Origin of the sequence: Bradyrhizobium sp. Leaf396 (genome assembly GCF_001424605.1) — a bacterium.
GTDB classification, from domain to species: domain Bacteria; phylum Pseudomonadota; class Alphaproteobacteria; order Rhizobiales; family Xanthobacteraceae; genus Bradyrhizobium; species Bradyrhizobium japonicum_C.
In genome coordinates, this window is the sequence record NZ_LMQJ01000017.1 from 41,328 (window position 1) to 58,718 (window position 17,391).

At 62.0% G+C, this 17,391-nt stretch carries 17 protein-coding genes and 1 pseudogene; 4 read left to right on the forward strand and 14 right to left on the reverse strand.

The window, feature by feature from the left end; all coding sequences use genetic code 11:
* Nucleotides 1–2: 2 nt before the first annotated feature.
* The 5 genes from ASG57_RS17875 to ASG57_RS17895 all read right to left on the reverse strand — a co-directional run bounded on the left by ASG57_RS17875 (nucleotide 3) and on the right by ASG57_RS17895 (nucleotide 5,241).
* Nucleotides 3–767, reverse strand: a complete 765-nt coding sequence (locus ASG57_RS17875) for an ABC transporter permease (protein WP_502690801.1) — start codon at nucleotides 765–767, stop codon at nucleotides 3–5.
* Nucleotides 767–1,552 carry an ABC transporter permease gene (locus tag ASG57_RS17880; protein ID WP_057196892.1) on the reverse strand — a complete coding sequence of 262 codons (786 nt, stop codon included), beginning with the start codon at nucleotides 1,550–1,552 and terminating at the stop codon, nucleotides 767–769. The genes ASG57_RS17875 and ASG57_RS17880 overlap by 1 nt, the downstream gene beginning before the upstream one ends.
* Nucleotides 1,549–2,394 (reverse strand): ABC transporter ATP-binding protein, encoded by an 846-nt coding sequence (locus ASG57_RS17885; protein ID WP_024342384.1) that lies wholly within the window; start codon nucleotides 2,392–2,394, stop codon nucleotides 1,549–1,551. Before ASG57_RS17885 ends, ASG57_RS17880 begins: the two co-directional genes overlap by 4 nt.
* Nucleotides 2,395–2,487: 93 nt before the next feature.
* Nucleotides 2,488–4,182 carry a dihydroxy-acid dehydratase gene (gene ilvD / locus ASG57_RS17890; RefSeq protein ID WP_024342385.1) on the reverse strand — a complete coding sequence of 565 codons (1,695 nt, stop codon included), beginning with the start codon at nucleotides 4,180–4,182 and terminating at the stop codon, nucleotides 2,488–2,490.
* 75 nt (nucleotides 4,183–4,257) lie between these two features.
* On the reverse strand, nucleotides 4,258–5,241 hold the full coding sequence (locus ASG57_RS17895) for an ABC transporter substrate-binding protein (RefSeq protein WP_024342386.1): 984 nt from the start codon (nucleotides 5,239–5,241) through the stop codon (nucleotides 4,258–4,260).
* A 165-nt stretch (nucleotides 5,242–5,406) separates the two neighbouring features.
* On the opposite strand from ASG57_RS17895, the gene ASG57_RS17900 reads away from it, so the two are divergent.
* Complete coding sequence (locus ASG57_RS17900) at nucleotides 5,407–6,330, forward strand: NAD(P)-dependent oxidoreductase (RefSeq protein WP_057196893.1); 924 nt, start codon at nucleotides 5,407–5,409, stop codon at nucleotides 6,328–6,330.
* 6 nt (nucleotides 6,331–6,336) lie between these two features.
* On the opposite strand, the gene ASG57_RS17905 is transcribed toward ASG57_RS17900, so the two are convergent.
* From ASG57_RS17905 to ASG57_RS39190, 6 genes and pseudogenes are all read right to left on the reverse strand, one after another.
* Nucleotides 6,337–6,900 (reverse strand): flavin reductase family protein, encoded by a 564-nt coding sequence (locus ASG57_RS17905; RefSeq protein ID WP_024342388.1) that lies wholly within the window; start codon nucleotides 6,898–6,900, stop codon nucleotides 6,337–6,339.
* 9 nt (nucleotides 6,901–6,909) lie between these two features.
* Nucleotides 6,910–8,115: an acyl-CoA dehydrogenase family protein gene (locus tag ASG57_RS17910; RefSeq protein ID WP_230646685.1), complete on the reverse strand. Its 1,206-nt coding sequence runs from the start codon at nucleotides 8,113–8,115 to the stop codon at nucleotides 6,910–6,912.
* An 89-nt stretch (nucleotides 8,116–8,204) separates the two neighbouring features.
* Nucleotides 8,205–9,473, reverse strand: a complete 1,269-nt coding sequence (locus tag ASG57_RS17915; protein WP_024342390.1) for a CaiB/BaiF CoA transferase family protein — start codon at nucleotides 9,471–9,473, stop codon at nucleotides 8,205–8,207.
* A 272-nt stretch (nucleotides 9,474–9,745) separates the two neighbouring features.
* The gene (locus tag ASG57_RS17925) at nucleotides 9,746–10,069 is read right to left on the reverse strand and encodes a GNAT family N-acetyltransferase (RefSeq protein WP_502690800.1); all 324 of its coding nucleotides are present in this window, start codon (nucleotides 10,067–10,069) and stop codon (nucleotides 9,746–9,748) included.
* Between the two features lie 133 nt (nucleotides 10,070–10,202).
* Nucleotides 10,203–10,502 (reverse strand): hypothetical protein, encoded by a 300-nt coding sequence (locus tag ASG57_RS17930; protein WP_024342392.1) that lies wholly within the window; start codon nucleotides 10,500–10,502, stop codon nucleotides 10,203–10,205.
* Nucleotides 10,499–10,690 (reverse strand): annotated as a pseudogene (locus tag ASG57_RS39190) (hypothetical protein); the annotation flags it as partial. The pseudogene ASG57_RS39190 and the gene ASG57_RS17930, both read right to left, overlap by 4 nt.
* Nucleotides 10,691–10,729: 39 nt before the next feature.
* On the opposite strand from ASG57_RS39190, the gene ASG57_RS39195 reads away from it, so the two are divergent.
* From ASG57_RS39195 to ASG57_RS17950, 3 genes are all read left to right on the forward strand, one after another.
* On the forward strand, nucleotides 10,730–11,314 hold the full coding sequence (locus ASG57_RS39195) for a hypothetical protein (RefSeq protein WP_230646686.1): 585 nt from the start codon (nucleotides 10,730–10,732) through the stop codon (nucleotides 11,312–11,314).
* Nucleotides 11,315–11,377: 63 nt separating this feature from the next.
* The gene (locus ASG57_RS17945; protein ID WP_024342394.1) at nucleotides 11,378–11,722 is read left to right on the forward strand and encodes a response regulator; all 345 of its coding nucleotides are present in this window, start codon (nucleotides 11,378–11,380) and stop codon (nucleotides 11,720–11,722) included.
* A gap of 230 nt (nucleotides 11,723–11,952) precedes the next feature.
* Nucleotides 11,953–13,473, forward strand: coding sequence for an FAD-dependent monooxygenase (locus ASG57_RS17950; RefSeq protein WP_057196895.1), 1,521 nt, complete (start codon nucleotides 11,953–11,955; stop codon nucleotides 13,471–13,473).
* Nucleotides 13,474–13,614: 141 nt separating this feature from the next.
* On the opposite strand, the gene ASG57_RS36820 is transcribed toward ASG57_RS17950, so the two are convergent.
* The 3 genes from ASG57_RS36820 to ASG57_RS17965 all read right to left on the reverse strand — a co-directional run bounded on the left by ASG57_RS36820 (nucleotide 13,615) and on the right by ASG57_RS17965 (nucleotide 17,387).
* The gene (locus ASG57_RS36820; RefSeq protein WP_082528987.1) at nucleotides 13,615–15,261 is read right to left on the reverse strand and encodes an AHH domain-containing protein; all 1,647 of its coding nucleotides are present in this window, start codon (nucleotides 15,259–15,261) and stop codon (nucleotides 13,615–13,617) included.
* A gap of 408 nt (nucleotides 15,262–15,669) precedes the next feature.
* Complete coding sequence (locus tag ASG57_RS17960) at nucleotides 15,670–16,296, reverse strand: imm11 family protein (protein WP_082528988.1); 627 nt, start codon at nucleotides 16,294–16,296, stop codon at nucleotides 15,670–15,672.
* Between the two features lie 287 nt (nucleotides 16,297–16,583).
* A complete protein-coding gene (locus tag ASG57_RS17965; protein WP_057196898.1) occupies nucleotides 16,584–17,387 on the reverse strand; it encodes a DUF4261 domain-containing protein in 804 nt (267 codons plus the stop codon).
* Nucleotides 17,388–17,391: the final 4 nt, after the last annotated feature.

Consider the following 17,391-nt stretch of genomic DNA (forward strand, 5'->3'; position numbering starts at 1 on the left):
TGTTACGCTTCGGGGAAGCCCCGGAGCAGGTAAGAGCGCAGGACTCCCAGCAGCCCGTTCAGGATCAATCCCAGCAGCGAGATCGTGATCAGCGGCACGAACATGTCCACCGCCTGGAAGGTTCGGGCCGCCGTCACGAGGGCGTGTCCCAATCCGTCCGTCGACGTGATCATTTCGGCCAGAAACACCACGATGCAGGAAATGACAAGGCCAATCCGGCACCCGGTCAGGATCGACGGCATCGCCGCCGGCAGCACCACTTTGAAGAGGATTTCGCGGCGCGGCGTTCCCGCCGCCATGGCCGACCAGATCAGCTTCTGCTCGACCGTCGATGCACCGTAATAGGTGGACAGCAGGATCGGGAAAAGAGCATCGGCAGCCACCAAAGTAATCTTCGATCCGTGGCCAAATCCGAGCAGCAGCAGCAACGCCGGATAGAGCGCGACCTTGGGCAGAGGAGCCAAGACACGCACGATCGGCCGGACCACGGCGTTGATCGCCGGACTTGCTGCAGCGGCGATGCCGACGCTGACACCGACCACGACAGCAATCGCGAAACCGGCAAACAGCCTGATCAGCGTCGCCGCGATCTCCTGCTGGAATGTTGAAGTCACAAGCTGCTGCAATAACCGGCCAAAGACGAAGCCTGGCGGCGGCAGCAGAACTGCTGGCGCGAAGCCGAAAGACACCAGGCCCTGCCACAGCGCGATCACCATGACGATCGGGGCGATCCCAAGAGCGACACTTGGTGAGAGAAACCGCGACATCATGAGAAACTCAGCGGCATGTCGAACTGAGGTTCGGACCAGCGCACCAATCTTGCGCGGACTCGTTCGAAGATTGCATCGAGGCAGATTCCCATCGCTCCCACGATGATAATCATCGCAAATACGGTGTCGTATTGGCCCATATCGAGCGCATTGAACAGGATGTTTCCAGCGCCCGACTGACGGGCGATCATCTCGCTGGTGATCATCGTGATCAGCGCCAGCACCAATCCCGTACGACACCCCGTCAGAATTTCCGGGAGCGCCGCCGGCAGCACGATGCGCACCAGGCGTTGCAGCGGTGAGAGCCCCATCGCGACGCCTGACCAGAGCATCTTCTCCTCTATCGCTTTGGCGCCTTCGAAGCTGTGATAGATCACGGGCAGACTGACCCCGAGGAAGATCACGAGCGTCTTCGTGATGTCGCCGACACCCAGCCACAGCATGATGATCGGCATCAAGGCAGCCTTCGGCACCGGATAGATCACCATCAGGAGCGGATTGAAAAAGGCCGCGATCGCAGCACTACGTCCCATCAAAAGACCAAGCGGAATCGACACGAGCACGGCCGCGCCAAATCCCATCGCCATGCGCCGGAGCGAGGCCAGGATGTTGATCAAGGATTCCTTGTCGCCAAGGATGCTGGGAATCGCACTGATCGCTTCGATCGCCGTCGGAAAGCTGTCGTTCTTCAGCGCCAGTGACGCGACTTGCCACACCGCCAGCAGTCCAATGCAGGCGAGCACCGGGGCAGCGTATTTGGTCACGGCAGCCGGCGACATCATGCGGACACGCCGCCTTCGTCGCTCTCATCGAACATCCGCTCGATATCGACGACGTACTTCTGGTAACGCGGGTCGAGCAACAGCTCATTGCGGCGCCGCGGCCGCGGCAGGTCGATGTCGATGACTTGCCGGATCCGTCCGGGCGATTTCGACATCATGACGACCTTGTCGGAGAGGAAGACCGCTTCGTCGACGGAATGCGTGACGAACAGCACCGTCTTGCGGTCACGCTCCCAGATGTTCAGAAGATCGTTCTGCAGGCGTGTCCTCGTGTGCGCGTCGAGGGCGCCGAACGGCTCGTCCATCAGCAGCACTTCGGGATGATAAGCAAGCGTCCGCGCCAATGCCACGCGTTGCTTCATGCCGCCGGACAATTCCTTGGGGTAGAAGTTCTCGTAGCCCTTGAGGCCGACCATCTCGATCAAGGCCCGGCTCTGCGCTTCGGCCTCGGTGGCGCGAACGCCTTGCTGACGTGGCCCGTACATCACGTTGCCGAGCACGGTCTTCCAGGGAAACAGCGCAAATTCCTGGAACACCGGTCCGCGATCCGGACCGGGCGCCGTGATCGCCTGCCCCTTCATCTTCGCCGCACCGCTGGTCGGACTGACGAATCCGCCGACAATGTAGAGCAGTGTCGACTTGCCGCAGCCGGACGGGCCAAGGATGGAGACGAAGGCTCCCTCCTCGATCGTGAGCGAGATGTCTGAAAGCGCCACATGATCTTTGCGCGCCGAGGTCTGGAAGACCTGCGAGACGCGATCGATCTCGATGATTGCAGAAGCCGGCTCCTGTTGCGCCACCGGTCTCACCCATTCGCTCGATCTCGCAGGCACTATCGTCATCCCGTCTTCCGCCTCACTCGCACGACCCTTCACGGGACGAGCTTAGCAAGAAGCCTGCCAGACAGGTCGTCATTTTCGCACAAGCGCGGCGCGTCATTCGAACCACGGCCATTCCGCCGGGCCTTCATGCGTAACGGCTCCGCCCGGCGCCTGCCCGACCAGGCGCGCGTATTTGGCAAGCGCACCTGCGCGGTGACGGGGCGGTCGTTGCTTCCATTCGCGTCGCCGCGCGGCGAGTTCCTGCTCCTCGAGCAGGACATCCATCCGTCGGTTCGCCGCATCGATCCTGATGCTGTCGCCGTCGCGAACAAGCGCCAGCGGACCGCCGACAAAAGCCTCGGGCGATACGTAGCCGATGCACATGCCACGGGTCGCGCCAGAGAACCGGCCATCGGTGATCAGCGCCACTTTTTCGCCCATGCCCTGCCCGTAGATCAGCGCCGTGACGCCGAGCATCTCGCGCATGCCGGGTCCGCCGACCGGCCCCTCATTGCGGATCACGAGAACCTCGCCCGCCTTGTAGCTGCGGTCGCGAACGGCGGCGACGCAGGCTTCTTCATCCTCAAAAACCCGCGCCACGCCTTCGAAGAACAGGCTCTTCAAACCTGCAACCTTGATCACCGCGCCGTCGGGACAGAGGTTGCCTTTCAGCACCGCGACGCCGCCGTCAGCCATGATCGGCGCGCCAGCCGCGTGCACGACCTCTCCGTCGGGCGCATTCGCCGCACCATACTCTTCGGCAAGTGTGCGGCCAGTAATGGACAAGCAGTTGCCGTCGATATGCCCGCTCTGGATCAGCTCACGGATTATGACCGCAGCGCCGCCGATATCGTAGACATCCTTCGCCGTATATTTGCCTCCGGGCCGAAAATTCCCGATCAAGGGCGTCCTGGCGAAGACCTCACCCACATCATCGATCGTGAACGCAATTCCGGCCTCGTTCGCGATCGCCGGCAGATGCAGGGCAGCATTGGTGGAGCCGCCCGTCGCGGCGACGATCGCCGCGCCGTTCTCCAGGGATTTCCGCGTCACCATGTCGCGTGGCAACGGCCCGCCGCGCTCCAGCATCTCCATGATCAGGCGCCCCGCACGTCGCGAGATCTGTGCACGCTCGGAATAGACGCCCGGCACCATCGAGACGTTGGGAATGGTCAGCCCCATCGCCTCCGACACCATGCCCATGGTATTCGCCGTGAACTGGCCGGCACACGCGCCGATCGTCGGCAGGCAGGCGCGCTCGATCCGCTCGAGCGTGGCGCCGTCGATCTCGCCCGTCATGAAGCTCCCGACAGCTTCATAAGAGTCGAGCACCGTCAACGTTCGTCCGTCAATGCGCCCCGGCAGCGAGCTGCCGCCGTAGATGAAAATGGACGGCACGTTGCAGCGAACCATGCCCATCATCACTCCGGGAAGCGTCTTGTCGCATCCGCCGTATCCGATCAACGCATCGTAGGCCAGGCCATGAACCACGGCCTCGATCGAGTCGGCAATCAGCTCCCGCGAGAACAGCGAGAACTTCATGCCCTCATGATTCATGCTGATGCCGTCGGAAACCGAGACTGTCGAAAATTCCCGTGGTGTGCCGCCGGCTTCCTCGATTCCGGTCTTGGCTGCAGCCACCTGGAAGTCGTGGGTCATGTTGCAGGGCGTCTGCTCGCCCTTCATGCTGACGATGCCCACCATCGGCCTGGCGATCGCAGCGTCGTCGAGCCCCATGGCACGCATGAATGCACGATGCGGGGCCCGGTCGAGCCCATCCGTGGTAACGCGTGATCGCAGTTTCTTCATATCAGCATCTTCTTCAGACAGCGTCCCGGATAATCCGGAACGCCGCGATCTTGTGGTCGGATATCGTCTGCCCCATTATTGCAACGGAGCGACGATCGACGGATGCTTGAACTGTGCGACATCCAGCTTCGGCAGCATTCCTGTCTCCGCATAGATGTCCAGCATCTTCTGGATCGCCGGAAAGTTCGGCGCCGCGCCCGGGTCGCGGCCGAAATCGTTGTCCTTGAGCAAATAGGTCTCGAGCACCGGAACGGGCGCCTTCAGCACTTCGGACACGACTTTCAAGGTTTCCTCGCGGTTCGCCAGCGCCTTCTTCATGCCGGACGTGATGTCGCGGACATAGGCTTTGACCAGTTCCGGGTTCTTGTCGACGAAATCGGCACGGCAAGCTTCCAGGATGTGCACGATGTTCGGCATGGCCTCGGACAGCGAGAACAGCTTCCTTGTCCCGCCCTTTGCCTCCGCGCGCGCGGCAAAGGGCTGGTTCATGTTCACTGCATCGACGCGCCCCTGGCGCAGCGCGTCCTCGGAGACGGCAAAGCCGACCTCGACCAGCTTGATGTCCTTGGCCGGATCGACGCCATTCTGCTTCAGCAGCAGGTTGAATGGACCTTGCGTACCTCCGCCGATCACGGAGATGCCGACCGTCTTACCCTTGAGGTCGGCAATTGTCTTGATGGGCGAGTCATCCTTGACGGCCCAGTACACCGAGAAGCCGCCGGGCTTCTCGAAAACATGCTGCGCGACGATGTAGGCCTTGAGATTGCCGCCAACGACACCGTTGGAGAGCGAGAGAGGCGCCTGCGTCGCGCAATCCAACGCACCGGCCGCCAAGGCCTGCGTCATCGGCGCCGTGCCCTGGAATTGGGTCCATTCGATGTTGTAGGTCTTGCCGATGCTGGGGAATTCGGTCGGCCTGCGCATCATCCAGTACTTGGATTCCTCGGCCGGGATGGTCCAGCCGACGCGGATCGTCTGCTGTCCCCATGACGGGCTTGCGCCCGCGCTCACGGCTGCTGCCGCTCCCAAAGCCAGGATCCATTTCGAAACGGTTCGCATCGTGCCACTCCGCTGCTACGGCGCCGACCGGCGCCCCCAACCCGACTGCATCAAATGTTTCATGGTTCAAACAATCAGGCAAGCCATGCGGACCGGGGCGGTTTCGCCTTCCCGTCCGCAATGTATGGTAAGGCGGCGCCACATTGCGGCAGAAGGAGGCAACCTATGGCTGAAGAGAGCAACGCAAGCCCGCGGGGTACCGACAGGCTCGGCTATCTCGGCCTCGGACTGATGGGCGCGCCGATGACCCGACGCCTCCTCAACGCCGGCTATCAGGTCGCTGTCTGGAACCGATCGGAGGGCAAAGTCGCTCCGCTCGCCGCGGCGGGGGCCAAGCGCGCGGGCACGCCGCGTGATCTCCTGGTGAACTCGGACATCGTCTTCATGTGCGTGACGGATGCGAGAGCGGTCGAGGAGGTGATTTTCGGACCCGAGGGTCTGGCGGCAGGGCCCGGCGCAGGCAAGCTTGTGGTCGACTTCTCGTCCATCCACCCTGACGCGGCGCGCGATCTCGCAGCGCGACTGAAAGACGCGAATGGTACGAGTTGGATCGATGCGCCGGTATCCGGGGGCACGAAGGGCGCGGAAGACGGCACGCTGGCGATCATGGCCGGCGGGGAAGCTGGTGATATCGAGAGGGTGCGACCCTATGTGCTGGCCATGGCGCGCAGGTTCACTCATATGGGTCCGATTGGCGCCGGACAGACCACCAAACTCTGCAACCAGGTAATCGTGGGATGCGCGATGGCCGTCCTCGCGGAAGCAGCGCGATTGGCCGTGAACGCGGGTATCGACGCCAACCGATTGCCCGAAGCGCTCGCCGGCGGCTTTGCGGATTCCATTCCGCTCCAGCTGTTCGTGCCGCGGATGGTGCAGGGCATTCACAGCCCTCCGCTCGGCCACATCGCCACGATGCTCAAGGACCTCGATACGGTCGCCGATGTCGCACAGGCGACCTCGACGCCGGTGCCGATGGCCTCGCTCGCGGGACAGCTTTTCAGGATGGCGAAGGCGGCGCGCGGCGCAGAGGCGGATGCGCTGGAGATCTACAAGCTTTCAGCGACAGAGCACCCGTCCAAGGCAAGCTGAAGCGCTTCATGACGACTTCTTCCGCTCATCGTCAGCCATGAAGCGACCGAACGCTCCCCGCGCGAAAAGCAGCGGCTCCTTCGCATTGTATGTGTAGGCCTCGACTGCACCGAGAAAGATCACGTGGTCGCCGCCATAGTAGCGGTTCACGGAGCGACATTGAAAATTGGCGACGCTCTCGGCAAGCACGGGTGCATTGCCGAGGCCAGGTGTCCAGGCGACGCCGGTGAACTTGTCGTCCGACGATTTCGCGAACTTGTTCGCAAGCGCTTGTTGCGAGGCGCCTAGAACGTTGACGGTAAAATGGCTGGCGTTCTGGAAAATGGTCAGGCTGGAGGAATAGACGACGAGGCTCCACAGCACCAGCGGCGGATTCAGCGAGACAGAGGCGAACGAATTGCAAGTCAGCCCGTAGGGCTTGCCGTCGGGCGCTGCCGCGGTGATGATCGTCACGCCGGTTGCATAGGTCCCGAGCGCGTTCCGAAAGTCGCGCGGATCGATCTGCGAGCTGTCGCTCGCGAACTCGTTGGCGGGATCGGGCGCGCGGGGCTGCTTCGGCAGATCATTCATCGACCGACCTCACAGCGTGAGATTTTCGGAGGGCAGGCCCAGCGCCACCCGTCCGTAGTTGGTTCCGGCCGCGTCGAAATTGAATGCCAGATGCGAATTGATCGCGTGCGCATCGCGGAACTGTCGCTGCAACACACCGCTCGTGAACAGACCGCGCGCACCACTGGCTGCGAACAGCATCGAGACCGCATCCGTGCACAAGTTCACTGAATACGATCCGTCGCGCCGATATCTGGTCTTGGTCGCCATGTCAGGGATATGGCCGCGCCGCGCGTCATCCATGGCATCCAGGCAGGCCGAACGCATGATCAGGCGTGCGGCATCGATTTTGGCGGAAGCCTCCGCGATCTTGATCTGCGTGCTCTGAAAATCGCTAAGCTTGGCGCGGTTGTAAGTCGAAATGCGATGCCGCGCGACCTCAGTATAATCGTCGAGACACGCCTGTGCATTCCCCAGCGCCACGCCGGAGAGGACGTATGGGAAGAGCGAGAACACGGGCAGTGCGTAAAGCGGATTCGGATTGACGGAGCTTCCCGGCGTCGGGCCACCTGAGAGATCCCCGACCCCGACGGTCATGTGGTCGGCCACGAAGGCCTCCCTCACCTCCACGTCGCAAGACCCCGTCCCGCGCAGTCCGGCGACATTCCAGGTGTCCAGCACCTTGTAATCGCCCTTCGGCAGCAGGAAGATTCGATATTCGATACCATCCGCCTCGTCGTCGGAGTAGACCACGCTTGCCAGCATGTTCCATTCGCAAGAGGCAACGCCGGACGAGAACGGCCAGCTGCCGTGCAGCCGGTATCCGCCCTCGACCCGCGTGGCGCGTCCGGCCGGAAAAATGAAGGAGGATGCGATCAGCGTATCCGGATCACGGCCCCAAATGAGATCCTGTGCCTTCTGCTCGAACATGCCGAGCATCCAGTGATGGCTCGCCAGGTTGGCGAGATTCCAGGCAACCGACGCATCTGCCTTTCCGAGCAGCTCAGCGCAATCGACGAGGGCGACATAGTCAAGCTCGGCGCCGCCGACCCGTGATGGCTGGAGCATCCGGAACAAGCCGGAATCGTGGAGATCTCTTTCGGTTTCCGGCGGGAGACGCCGCAGTTCCTCCGTCTGCGCCGCTCGCTCGCGCAGCTGCGGCAGAAGCGCCCGGGCCTTCGCGATCAGTGATGCATAGGCCCCTCCACCGGCTTGCGAACCGGTGGGTTGGATCATGCTCGGCTCCTTGCCAGGCGCCATTGGTGTCCCTCGCTGTTACGCATTTATGCGGCGGGACCTTCGCCAAATCAAGCCGAGGAAGCGACTCACGCCGAGGTTGGAGGCTTGACCGCGCCAAACGCGCCCCTCTCGGCAAATTCCGCGATCCGGCTTTCGTCGTAGCCGAGCGTATCATGCAGGACTTGCCCGGTATGCTCGCCCAACAGAGGTGCCGCAACGGGATCGATCGCGCCGGTCAGGCTCATTGTGATTGGCGGCTCGATATTCGGCACCCATTCCGCCGTCGGGTGCGGAATCCGATTCAGGCGATGGCGCTCGCGAGCCTCGGGCGCATTGAACCCCTCCTCGACCGTCCGAAGATAACCGACCGGAATATTGGCCCGCTTCATCTTGGCCATCCAGTTCTCCAGAGTATCGCTTGCGAAGACCTCCGCGATGGCCGCGCGCAACAGCTCCTTGTTCTCCGAACGCGCTTTGCGCGTCGCAAATTGCGGGTCGGTGATGAGATCAGGCCGATTCAGCACGTCGACCACGAGCCGACGGTAGAGCCGGTCGTTGGCGCAGGCCATGTAGAGCGGCCCGTCGGAGGCTTCGTAGACGCCGACCGTGGGAGACCCACTGGGCGAATTGCCGAACCGGCCGGGGTTTTCGCCGTTGATGAGATAGGCCATGCCGTAGAAGCCTGTCATGCCCATCGCAACGTCGAACAGGGCGACTTCGACATGCTGGCCCCGCCCGAGCCGGTCGCGCGCCAGCAGCGCGAGCAGGATCGCATTGCAGGCAGACATGCCCGTCGCCATGTCAACGATGGGCGGACCGGTACGAACCGCAGGGCCGTCGGCAAATCCGTTGAGCGACATGAAGCCGCTTTCCGCCTGGGTGATGGGATCGAAGCCGGGCCGCGAGGCAAACGGTCCGGTGCGTCCGTAGGCGGAGATCGAGCAATAGACCAGCCGTGGGTTCAGCGGCGCGACCGACTGATAGTCGAGTCCGAACTTCTTCATGACCCCGCTCGAAAAGTTCTCCACGACCACATCTGCCTTGCGGATCAAATCCAGCGCGATCTCTCGAGCCTCCGGAATGGCAAGGTCGAGCGCAATACCGCGCTTGTTGCGGTTCAGGCTGAGATAGGCGGCGCTTTCACCACCGATTTCGGCGTGCTCATAGGCACGCGTGTCGTCGCCTCCATCGGGATTCTCGATCTTGATGACGTGTGCACCGAAATCGGCGAGCGTCTGTGTGCAGGCCGGTCCGGCGACCACCCGCGTAAAATCGACGACCAACAGACCATCGAGCGCAGCCGGACCTGCCGTCCCTCGCGGTGAACGTTCCGGCAATTGGGGCTTGGTGGGCATCGATAGAGCGCTCCCTTACATCGGCTTATGGCCGCCGATTTGCAGCAAGAGCAAAGCTTAAAGCCCGGCGCCGCCGACTTCGCAAGTGCCTCGCCTGCATCGCTTCAATACGCAAAAGGGGCCCGGCAGCGCTCGAGCTGCCAGGCCCTGGACATGCCCATGCGCATGAAGCCGGCGCGGCATCTCGCCCGCATCCCGGGGCTGTTGCAGGCACGCTCCCTGCGATGTAAACCTGCTCAGCGGATGCGCTTTCTCCAGTAGAGGGTGTGCGCTCAGGCCCATGGCGTCTTCGGCGCGAAGAGCCGATAACCAGCCTGGATGAAGTTGTTGGCAGATACCGGTTTGTCCGTTGTGTCGGAGACGATGCTGTCCCAACCCATGCGGCTTCCCCTTGCCTCGACCGCACGCATCATCTGCGCTGAAGGCCGCATCCCCCAATGCCGTTGCAGCACGCCGACCCTGGAGAAATAACCACCATTGCTCACGTGCGTCGATGGAACGATGCCGGCGAAAGCGACTGCAACATCCCCATGATAGGCCAGCCACCACGCTCCAATCTCGAATTGAGGCATGGTGGCTGAATTGAGGAACGTCAACCGATGCAGTTCACACAACGAATCGACGATGTCGTCATCGGACGCATCGACAATACGAATTCTGTAGATGGATCGAAACCGTCCGCAAGGATTGACGTAACCGCAAGTGCAGCATCGCCGTCGTCGTGAAGGCTCACTTGCCGAGCACGACCTTGACGCCAAGCCAGACGGCCCCCATCAGGCCGGTGGCGATCATCGTGATCACGGCCTTGAGAGTGTAGCTCTGGGCCTGCTCCACGCTCCTCCGCCACCTTCGCAAATGTTGGAGATCGGCCCTCAGCTCCCTTCGATCGTCATCTTCGATGCCGAATGAGGCCAGCACCGAAGCCACCGCCTTCAACACGATCGCGTTGATGTTTTCTTGCTGGAGCCTGTGATGTTCAGCCAGCGCTTCGGCCACAATGGCCTTGATCTCGTTTTCCGGCATCTTCATCGCTTGATTATCCTCGCGACGTTCTCGAAACCGCGCTTGGCGAAGTAGAACGAGACCACAAGATTGGCCGTGATCGCCGCAAATCCGGCCAGGGCATCGGTCGAGCCCAATCCGAGAACCTTGTCCCAGACCAGGAGCTTTGCGAAATAGAGCGCGACGCAATAACCCATCAGCTTGTCCGGCTCGTAACGGCGAGTGTTATCAGATAAGCGGTCATCATCTCTCCCGTGAAGAAAATGCGCGGCGGATCGCAGCATCGCGGCGCGATCGTTTCGGGCGCGAACCCTCTCTCCATCCCGGAGACCGCAGCGGCGCGGGCGAATGGCCCGGCGCCGCGGACCGGCACGTTAGCGCGTGCCGGCCAGCAATGGTTCGGACGACGGCGCGCCGATTGGCGCCCCAGGTCTGACGAGTGCGTGGCCGCAATGCGCCGCCGCCGTCCGATTCCGCGATCGAGAACGAAAAAACCCGCGGCGGATCTCTCCGCGCGGGTCAACCAAACTCGTCTCGATGATGTCATTCTGCCGGTGTTTTGCCCGACGTGTCAAACGAACTTGCAGGCTGCGCGAAAGTTAACCGATCAGGGGGATCGGCCCATGACATCCAACTCGATTCCACAAGAGACATCGCGCAACCTGGCCGGAGCCGGCCCGCGCAGCGAACAGAAGCCACGCGGCGAGGAGGCGCGCGACGAGCGAGGTATCGTCAAAGATAGCGGCGAGAACGAAGATACGGGCCGCGACCTCGCGCATGGCGAGGGCGGCGCCATGGACCTCCCCGCCAAGCCCGGCGATTTGTCGAAGGACGACTAGGCTTGCAGGAACTTCCCCGGCGAGCGGCGCGTTTATCTCTCTTGCGGAAGGAACATTCGTGACATGAGCCACACCGTCCTGGTTGTCGACGACGATCCCGCTGTCCTCGGCGTGATCGTGGACATGCTGGAGGATCTCGGCTGCGAGGTGATCAGCGCCCACGACGGCGCGCATGCGCTCGAGCGGCTCGAGCAGAATCCGGACATCTCCATCCTCATCACCGACATCAACATGCCAGGCATGGACGGCCACGAGCTCGCCGAGCTGGCGAGGCGGGCGCGTCCGGAGCTGAAGATGCTGCAATTGTCCGGGCGCGAGCCGCGGCGCGGCGGCCTGCCGATGATCCGCAAGCCCTTCTCCTTCGAGGAGCTCGCCGACGTGATGCAGCGAACCACCGGCATCTGCTGAGACATCGCGCCAAAAAGAAAACCCGCAGCGGATCACTTCCGCGCGGGCTCGGCCGAACTCTTTCGATGATGCCATTCTGCCGGTGTTTTGCCCGACGTGTCAACGCGGCCGGCACGGAAGCCGAAAGCCCCTCCTCCCAGCTCGATATGTGGTGCGCGAGGGACTTGCTTCAAGCCCCCGGCGATCGCGTAAGACCCCTCGACCCGAACAACCGGTCGAGGGGTCACGCCATGCCTGTCTTGCTTCCGACGTCCCGGTCGCGCCGCCGACCGCGTGCAGAACGCGCGATCACCGGCCATGAGGTCGTCATCGCCGGCGGCGGCCCGGCCGGCCTGATGCTGGCGGCCGAGCTCGCGCTCGCGCATGTCGACGTCGCGATCGTCGAGCGGCGCCCCGATCAGGCGATCGTCGAGACGCGCGCCGGCGGACTGCACGCCCGCACGATCGAGATCCTCGATCAGCGCGGCGTCGCCGAGCGTTTCCTGCGCGAAGGGCAGATCACCCAGCTCGCCGGCTTCGCCTGGACCAGGCTCGACATCGGCGACCTCCCCACCCGCCATCCTTACGGGCTTGCGCTGCGGCAGAGCCACATCGAGCGCATCCTCGCCGGCTGGGTCGCGGAGCTCGCGGTGCCGGTCTATCGGAGCCGCGAGGTGACGGGCTTCGCGCAGGACGAGACCGGCGTCGACGTCGCCCTGTCCTGCGGCGAGCGCTTGCGCGCCGATTATCTCGTCGGCTGCGACGGCGGCCGCAGCGCGGTGCGCAAGGCGGCCGGCATCGACTTCACCGGCTTCCCGCCGACGCTCAGCAATCTGATGGCCGAGGTCGAGATGCACGATGAGCCGGTGCTCGGCCTGCGCCACGACGCGCTCGGCTTCCACGGCCTCAGCAGGACGGAGCATGGACGCATTCTCGTCGTCGTGACGGAAGCGACGCTGGCGCGCGGGGGCGAGCCCACCTTGCGCGATCTCGGCGCGGCCCTCGCCGCCGTGTACGGCACGGACTTCGGCGTGCGAAATCCCGCCTGGATCTCCCGCTTCACCGATGCGGCGCGGCAGGCCGAGTCCTATCGCAAGGGCCGCGTGCTGCTCGCCGGCGATGCCGCGCACGTCCATCATTCCGTCGGCGGCCAGGGCCTCAACCTCGGTGTGCAGGACGCGGTCAATCTCGGCTGGAAGCTGGCGCAGGTCGTCAGGGGCATCTCGCCGGACGGCCTGCTTGAGAGCTACCATGCCGAGCGCCATCCCGTCGCCGCGCGCGTCTTGAAGCACACCATGGCGCAGATCGCCCTGCTCCGCCGCGGCGACGACGGCCGCAAGGCCGCGCGCGAGATCGTGTCCGACCTGCTCGCCATGGACGAGCCGCGACGACGCTTCGGCGCGATGATGAGCGGGCTCGACATCGCCTACGATCTCGGCGAAGGCCACGCTTTGCTCGGCCGCCGCATGCCCGATCTCGATCTCGTGGTGGACGGACGCAAGCAGCGGCTGTTCACGCTTCTGCACGGCGCGCGCGGCCTGCTGCTCAATTTCGGCGAGGTGCGCGGCATCGACATCACGCCCTGGGCTGATCGCATCGTCGCAGTCGATGCCGAACACGACGGCGCATGGCAGCTTCCGGCGATCGGAGCGGTCCCCCCGCCGGGCGCCGTGCTGGTGCGGCCAGACGGGCATGTGGCCTGGGTAGGCGATGAAAACAGCTGCGGGCTTGCGGAGGCGTTGACGACGTGGTTCGGAGCTGCCGATGCGTAGTGCACGGAAGTCATGGCTCCCTCCAAAGAACGAAAGCCCGCGACATCTCGCGGGCTTGGTTTCGAACCTTTTTCGAAATGCCAGTCTGCCAGTGTTTTGCCCGACGCGTCAAACCGATCTCGAACTCAAACGGCAGCCTCTTCATTCCGGCCCAAACGAAAACCGTATCCAGCGCGAGAACCACTCCTCGGTGTCATTGCGCGGATTGCCCGCGCCATCCACTCCGAAGATCGGCGGTTGAATGAGGTAGCTGGGCTCGTGCGCGAATGCTTCTGTCGGCCTGCTCATCTGGGCTGGCCGGCTATCGGCGACCGGCACGCTCCAGCTACCAGACTGTTCGCTGAATTCGGTAGATGGCAGAAATGGGACAGGCGCACTCCCGGACGAGAACACGCTGCTTGCAGCCGACGCGTTGGCCCGGGTGAGACGCCGGACGTTTTCAGGCGCGACTGATCCTGCGTGAGGCCGAGGTGGGCCTTCTGGCAAATCTCTGGCAGGCATGGTGCCGCCCGACGTGCTAACCCAGTTGCCGAAGCGATCAGCAAAAGTACTAGCCGGCACTTCTGGATCAACCGACCAAGCTCCGCCCAGCCGCGGCCAGATTGTCGACGATGATGCCGAAGAGCCGCTGGTGCCGGCAGCGTTGCCGGCGCTGAGTCCATCGCCCACGGCGTTGTGTGCAGGCGCTCCTGCTGAGAGAACTCCTCCACTGGGAATGGCATCGCCCATCGTCGCGGCGGCATCGGTTTCCTGAGCGTTGACGGCGCGCGCAAGCGCCAAGGTGCCCCCAATGGTAAGCAGCCAAGCGGGAATAAGGGGAGCCGCTGCGCCGACCGCCGCCGCTCCGGCCAACCAAGGAAGTGCATTGCGCAACACTGGTGTGCCGCCTGCTAATGGATTCTCATGGTATGGATCCGGCGTTCCGGAGTGCGGATCGGATCGGAGGACCAGCGGATCCGCCGGGGCGGCCGTAGTAGGCGGCAATTGACCCAGCCGCTGTTCATTGGGATCTGGCGTGGGAGAGGGTGGCAGCGCACGTGTGAAGCGGGGATCACTTCCCGTGAACCCTTCTTGTTCGTCCAAACCGGCTAGCGAAGGTGAACTGTAGCCAGGCAGTTGCGGAGAGTCTCTCGGGTCGAGTGGAATCGAGCCGGGTATGCGAAGAATGCCCGAAGAGGGATCCGACGCTTCGAACTTGGACCAAGGTGTTCCGTCCCGATCGCGATTCCCAGATGTCAGATTAACGTCGGGATTGCGGGCAATCACCTCATTCAACGCTTTCTGCCTCTCTGGGTTGTCCAGGTACGGCAACCATTTGATTAGATGGTTTAAACCAGCGTTGGCGCCTCTTTGCTCAAGATCCCTGATAGCCCTGAGTTGGTCCGGGTACTGAGCAAGGTAGGCTTTGTGGTCTTTCAAGACCCTCCTAATTTCGGCGTCAGCCTCCGCTGGCGTCCTACCGATCGGCAAGTTTGTATAGAGATCGCCGTTGACGAAGCCGACGCGCAGTGCATCGATGAGGATCCCTATCTCCGCAACTCGCTCGCTCGGACTATCGATCGTCTCGATCTGATCAAGTGCTTCGCAGACTGATTTGCTGTAGGTAGCAAGATGTCTCCCGGGATGAGGAGACACATTCAATTGGGCGGCAAGCTTTTGATCTGCTGGCAAGTAGATACGATTTGCGGGAGAGTCGAAATCGAACGTTTCTTTGGCTATATCGCGAAATGCCTTATGGTCTCTACATTGTTTGGGAATAATATGATGATCAAAGAGAATAGAATACATGCACCCTCACAAAGAGGTTCATTGGATTGTGGGCTGATTGAATGGATGAGGGCGCGCGAGCGCGGACGCTGCGGCGAGTGCCGCGCGCCTGTCAAAAGGCCTGAAATGTTTGTGACGTGCTACCGGAGCACGTTAGCCACTAAAATCAGATCATCGGCTTGGTGCGCTGACGGAACACCAGGATACTTGACCATCCAACGGACCGCACGCCCGTCAGCGCGGTCTGCAATCGTTCGAAGATTTGTCAGTGTGCAGATAGCAATCAGTCTAGCGGGCCCAAATGTCTGCTGATTGAAACTGATCTGCCTTGATCCTCCCCCCCGAAGAGCGGTTCCAGCCTTTGCCTATCATGGCAACAAGGCCGCGCGAGCGAAACTGACGGCATTTTCGGGTAGCATCGGGGCCGACTCATAATTTCAGAACGTCGTGAAACCAAATCCTTTTTAGGCCCGCAGACGTGCAGGCATCTTTGAAGTCTTGATCGCATATGACAGCCGAATCAGCGAAAGCCATGCGGAAGATATGAGCGTTGCCGATTGCGGCATCTCTGAAGACTAGTTTGTCACCCGTGAAGATCTCGTAGTACTTCTTGCCGTGGTCGAGATAGCGGACATCGTTTCGTATTCCGATGCGCAGGCTTGATTGCGATTCGTCCAGCGCGTCTAGAACTCGGGCAACATCGCAAAGCCAATATTTGGGTCCATCATAGATGCCTTGCGGCGTTCGCACATCGCACGGCACAAATACGAAAGCTTCGGGGTCGAGCCTCTCGAACACTGCCTTGGCCCGATCCGAGATGAGCCACCATTGATAACAGAGCTCGAGGTCGTACGGCAGGCGACCTTTCTTCTTGTTGAACACATAAGGCACATGCGGGTTAGAAGCGGGCAGACGATATACTCGGTGAGGAGGAAGGACACTCTCGTCCTCCACCCAATAGCCCCGCCTACCTCCGCCTTTTGGGCGCATCCTATAGAACCGATGCCTTCGTACTCTAGGTCGCTTCGCACCCGCAATTGCTTCCTGATTACTCATGACCAACCTCGCTAAGGCATCGCCTGCCCCTCACGGACCACCATGAACCGCGCCTAATAACAAGCCCTCAGCATAACGCGGAAAAATTCCATACGAATGTTCTCTTCTATGCCGCTGCGGCATGAAAGCAAAGCTTCGCCGGCTCTGATCGACCACATCCATATGAGTTGAATTCAAGATCGGCAGCAGTGGCGCAGCAGCTCAACTTCGCGCATCGATAAACCCGATGCCCTTCATGCCCGCTTCTTGCGGAAGGGAGCCCACCATTAGTCCCTCCTCGTTCAACTTCATGCAAATCGCGTGCGGACGGAGTCCGCCTCCGCGGAATCAGTACAGCAAAACACCGCCATCCCTCCAAAGAGATCAGAGTTCTTGTAGCGAACCGCAATCCGCTCGCTCGCACTTGCACCGATCGTATCGCCATCCTTCACCACCTTTCCATGCTCGATCAGATACACGGAAAGTCCTGCTACTTTGTCGAACAACGCAGGAAGCGCGAGCTTACTCGACACAAATTCGATCTCGCGGTCAACAAATGCCGACAATCCCATCGTAATGACCCCGACCTTTGCACCTGACCGGAACGGAAGGATGTCGACCCAAAGTCTAAAGGGATAATCTGGATATGGTGCGAGCGACCAGCGTGACGCCTCGATCCATACATCCGCCGGCCGCGCCACCCGGCCAGCCCACACCACACCACAACATTCCGGCACGGCCTCAATCAACGCGCCGATGGCCGCGGTCGTAAGGCGCGCGGCGGTCAACGGCCGCTCGCTTTTTCCGATCAGCGAGACGATCATGTGACCTTGATGGCGCTTTGCCACAGCCTCGCTCTCTGGCCAGGTTCGCGCAGCGCGCGCCCACAGCTCCGGCTCCTGCGGAATAGGTGCAGGCATCGACATGACCGCAAAAAGCTTGTCGCCGCAGCGAATGAGCGGCGCATTCGTCTGAGACGGTTGCTTCTCTTCATTGTTCGCCGTCTCCGTTGCCAACTCCGGATGTCGGGCGCGAAGGACCTTGGCAACCGCCGACATGTCCGGCGTCACTGGCTTGTTCAATAGGACCAAAGCGAGAAGCGAGTTTCTCATGAAC

Bases quoted from the DNA above. Each gene is read 5' to 3' on its own strand.
- ASG57_RS17875 (WP_502690801.1), bottom strand. From the start codon at position 767: ATGTCGCGGTTTCTCTCACCAAGTGTCGCTCTTGGGATCGCCCCGATC.
- ASG57_RS17880 (WP_057196892.1), bottom strand. From the start codon at position 1,552: ATGATGTCGCCGGCTGCCGTGACCAAATACGCTGCCCCGGTGCTCGCC.
- ASG57_RS17885 (WP_024342384.1), bottom strand. From the start codon at position 2,394: ATGACGATAGTGCCTGCGAGATCGAGCGAATGGGTGAGACCGGTGGCG.
- ilvD (WP_024342385.1), bottom strand. From the start codon at position 4,182: ATGAAGAAACTGCGATCACGCGTTACCACGGATGGGCTCGACCGGGCC.
- ASG57_RS17895 (WP_024342386.1), bottom strand. From the start codon at position 5,241: ATGCGAACCGTTTCGAAATGGATCCTGGCTTTGGGAGCGGCAGCAGCC.
- ASG57_RS17900 (WP_057196893.1), top strand. From the start codon at position 5,407: ATGGCTGAAGAGAGCAACGCAAGCCCGCGGGGTACCGACAGGCTCGGC.
- ASG57_RS17905 (WP_024342388.1), bottom strand. From the start codon at position 6,900: ATGAATGATCTGCCGAAGCAGCCCCGCGCGCCCGATCCCGCCAACGAG.
- ASG57_RS17910 (WP_230646685.1), bottom strand. From the start codon at position 8,115: ATGATCCAACCCACCGGTTCGCAAGCCGGTGGAGGGGCCTATGCATCA.
- ASG57_RS17915 (WP_024342390.1), bottom strand. From the start codon at position 9,473: ATGCCCACCAAGCCCCAATTGCCGGAACGTTCACCGCGAGGGACGGCA.
- ASG57_RS17930 (WP_024342392.1), bottom strand. From the start codon at position 10,502: ATGAAGATGCCGGAAAACGAGATCAAGGCCATTGTGGCCGAAGCGCTG.
- ASG57_RS17945 (WP_024342394.1), top strand. From the start codon at position 11,378: ATGAGCCACACCGTCCTGGTTGTCGACGACGATCCCGCTGTCCTCGGC.
- ASG57_RS17950 (WP_057196895.1), top strand. From the start codon at position 11,953: ATGCCTGTCTTGCTTCCGACGTCCCGGTCGCGCCGCCGACCGCGTGCA.
- ASG57_RS36820 (WP_082528987.1), bottom strand. From the start codon at position 15,261: ATGTATTCTATTCTCTTTGATCATCATATTATTCCCAAACAATGTAGA.
- ASG57_RS17960 (WP_082528988.1), bottom strand. From the start codon at position 16,296: ATGAGTAATCAGGAAGCAATTGCGGGTGCGAAGCGACCTAGAGTACGA.
- ASG57_RS17965 (WP_057196898.1), bottom strand. From the start codon at position 17,387: ATGAGAAACTCGCTTCTCGCTTTGGTCCTATTGAACAAGCCAGTGACG.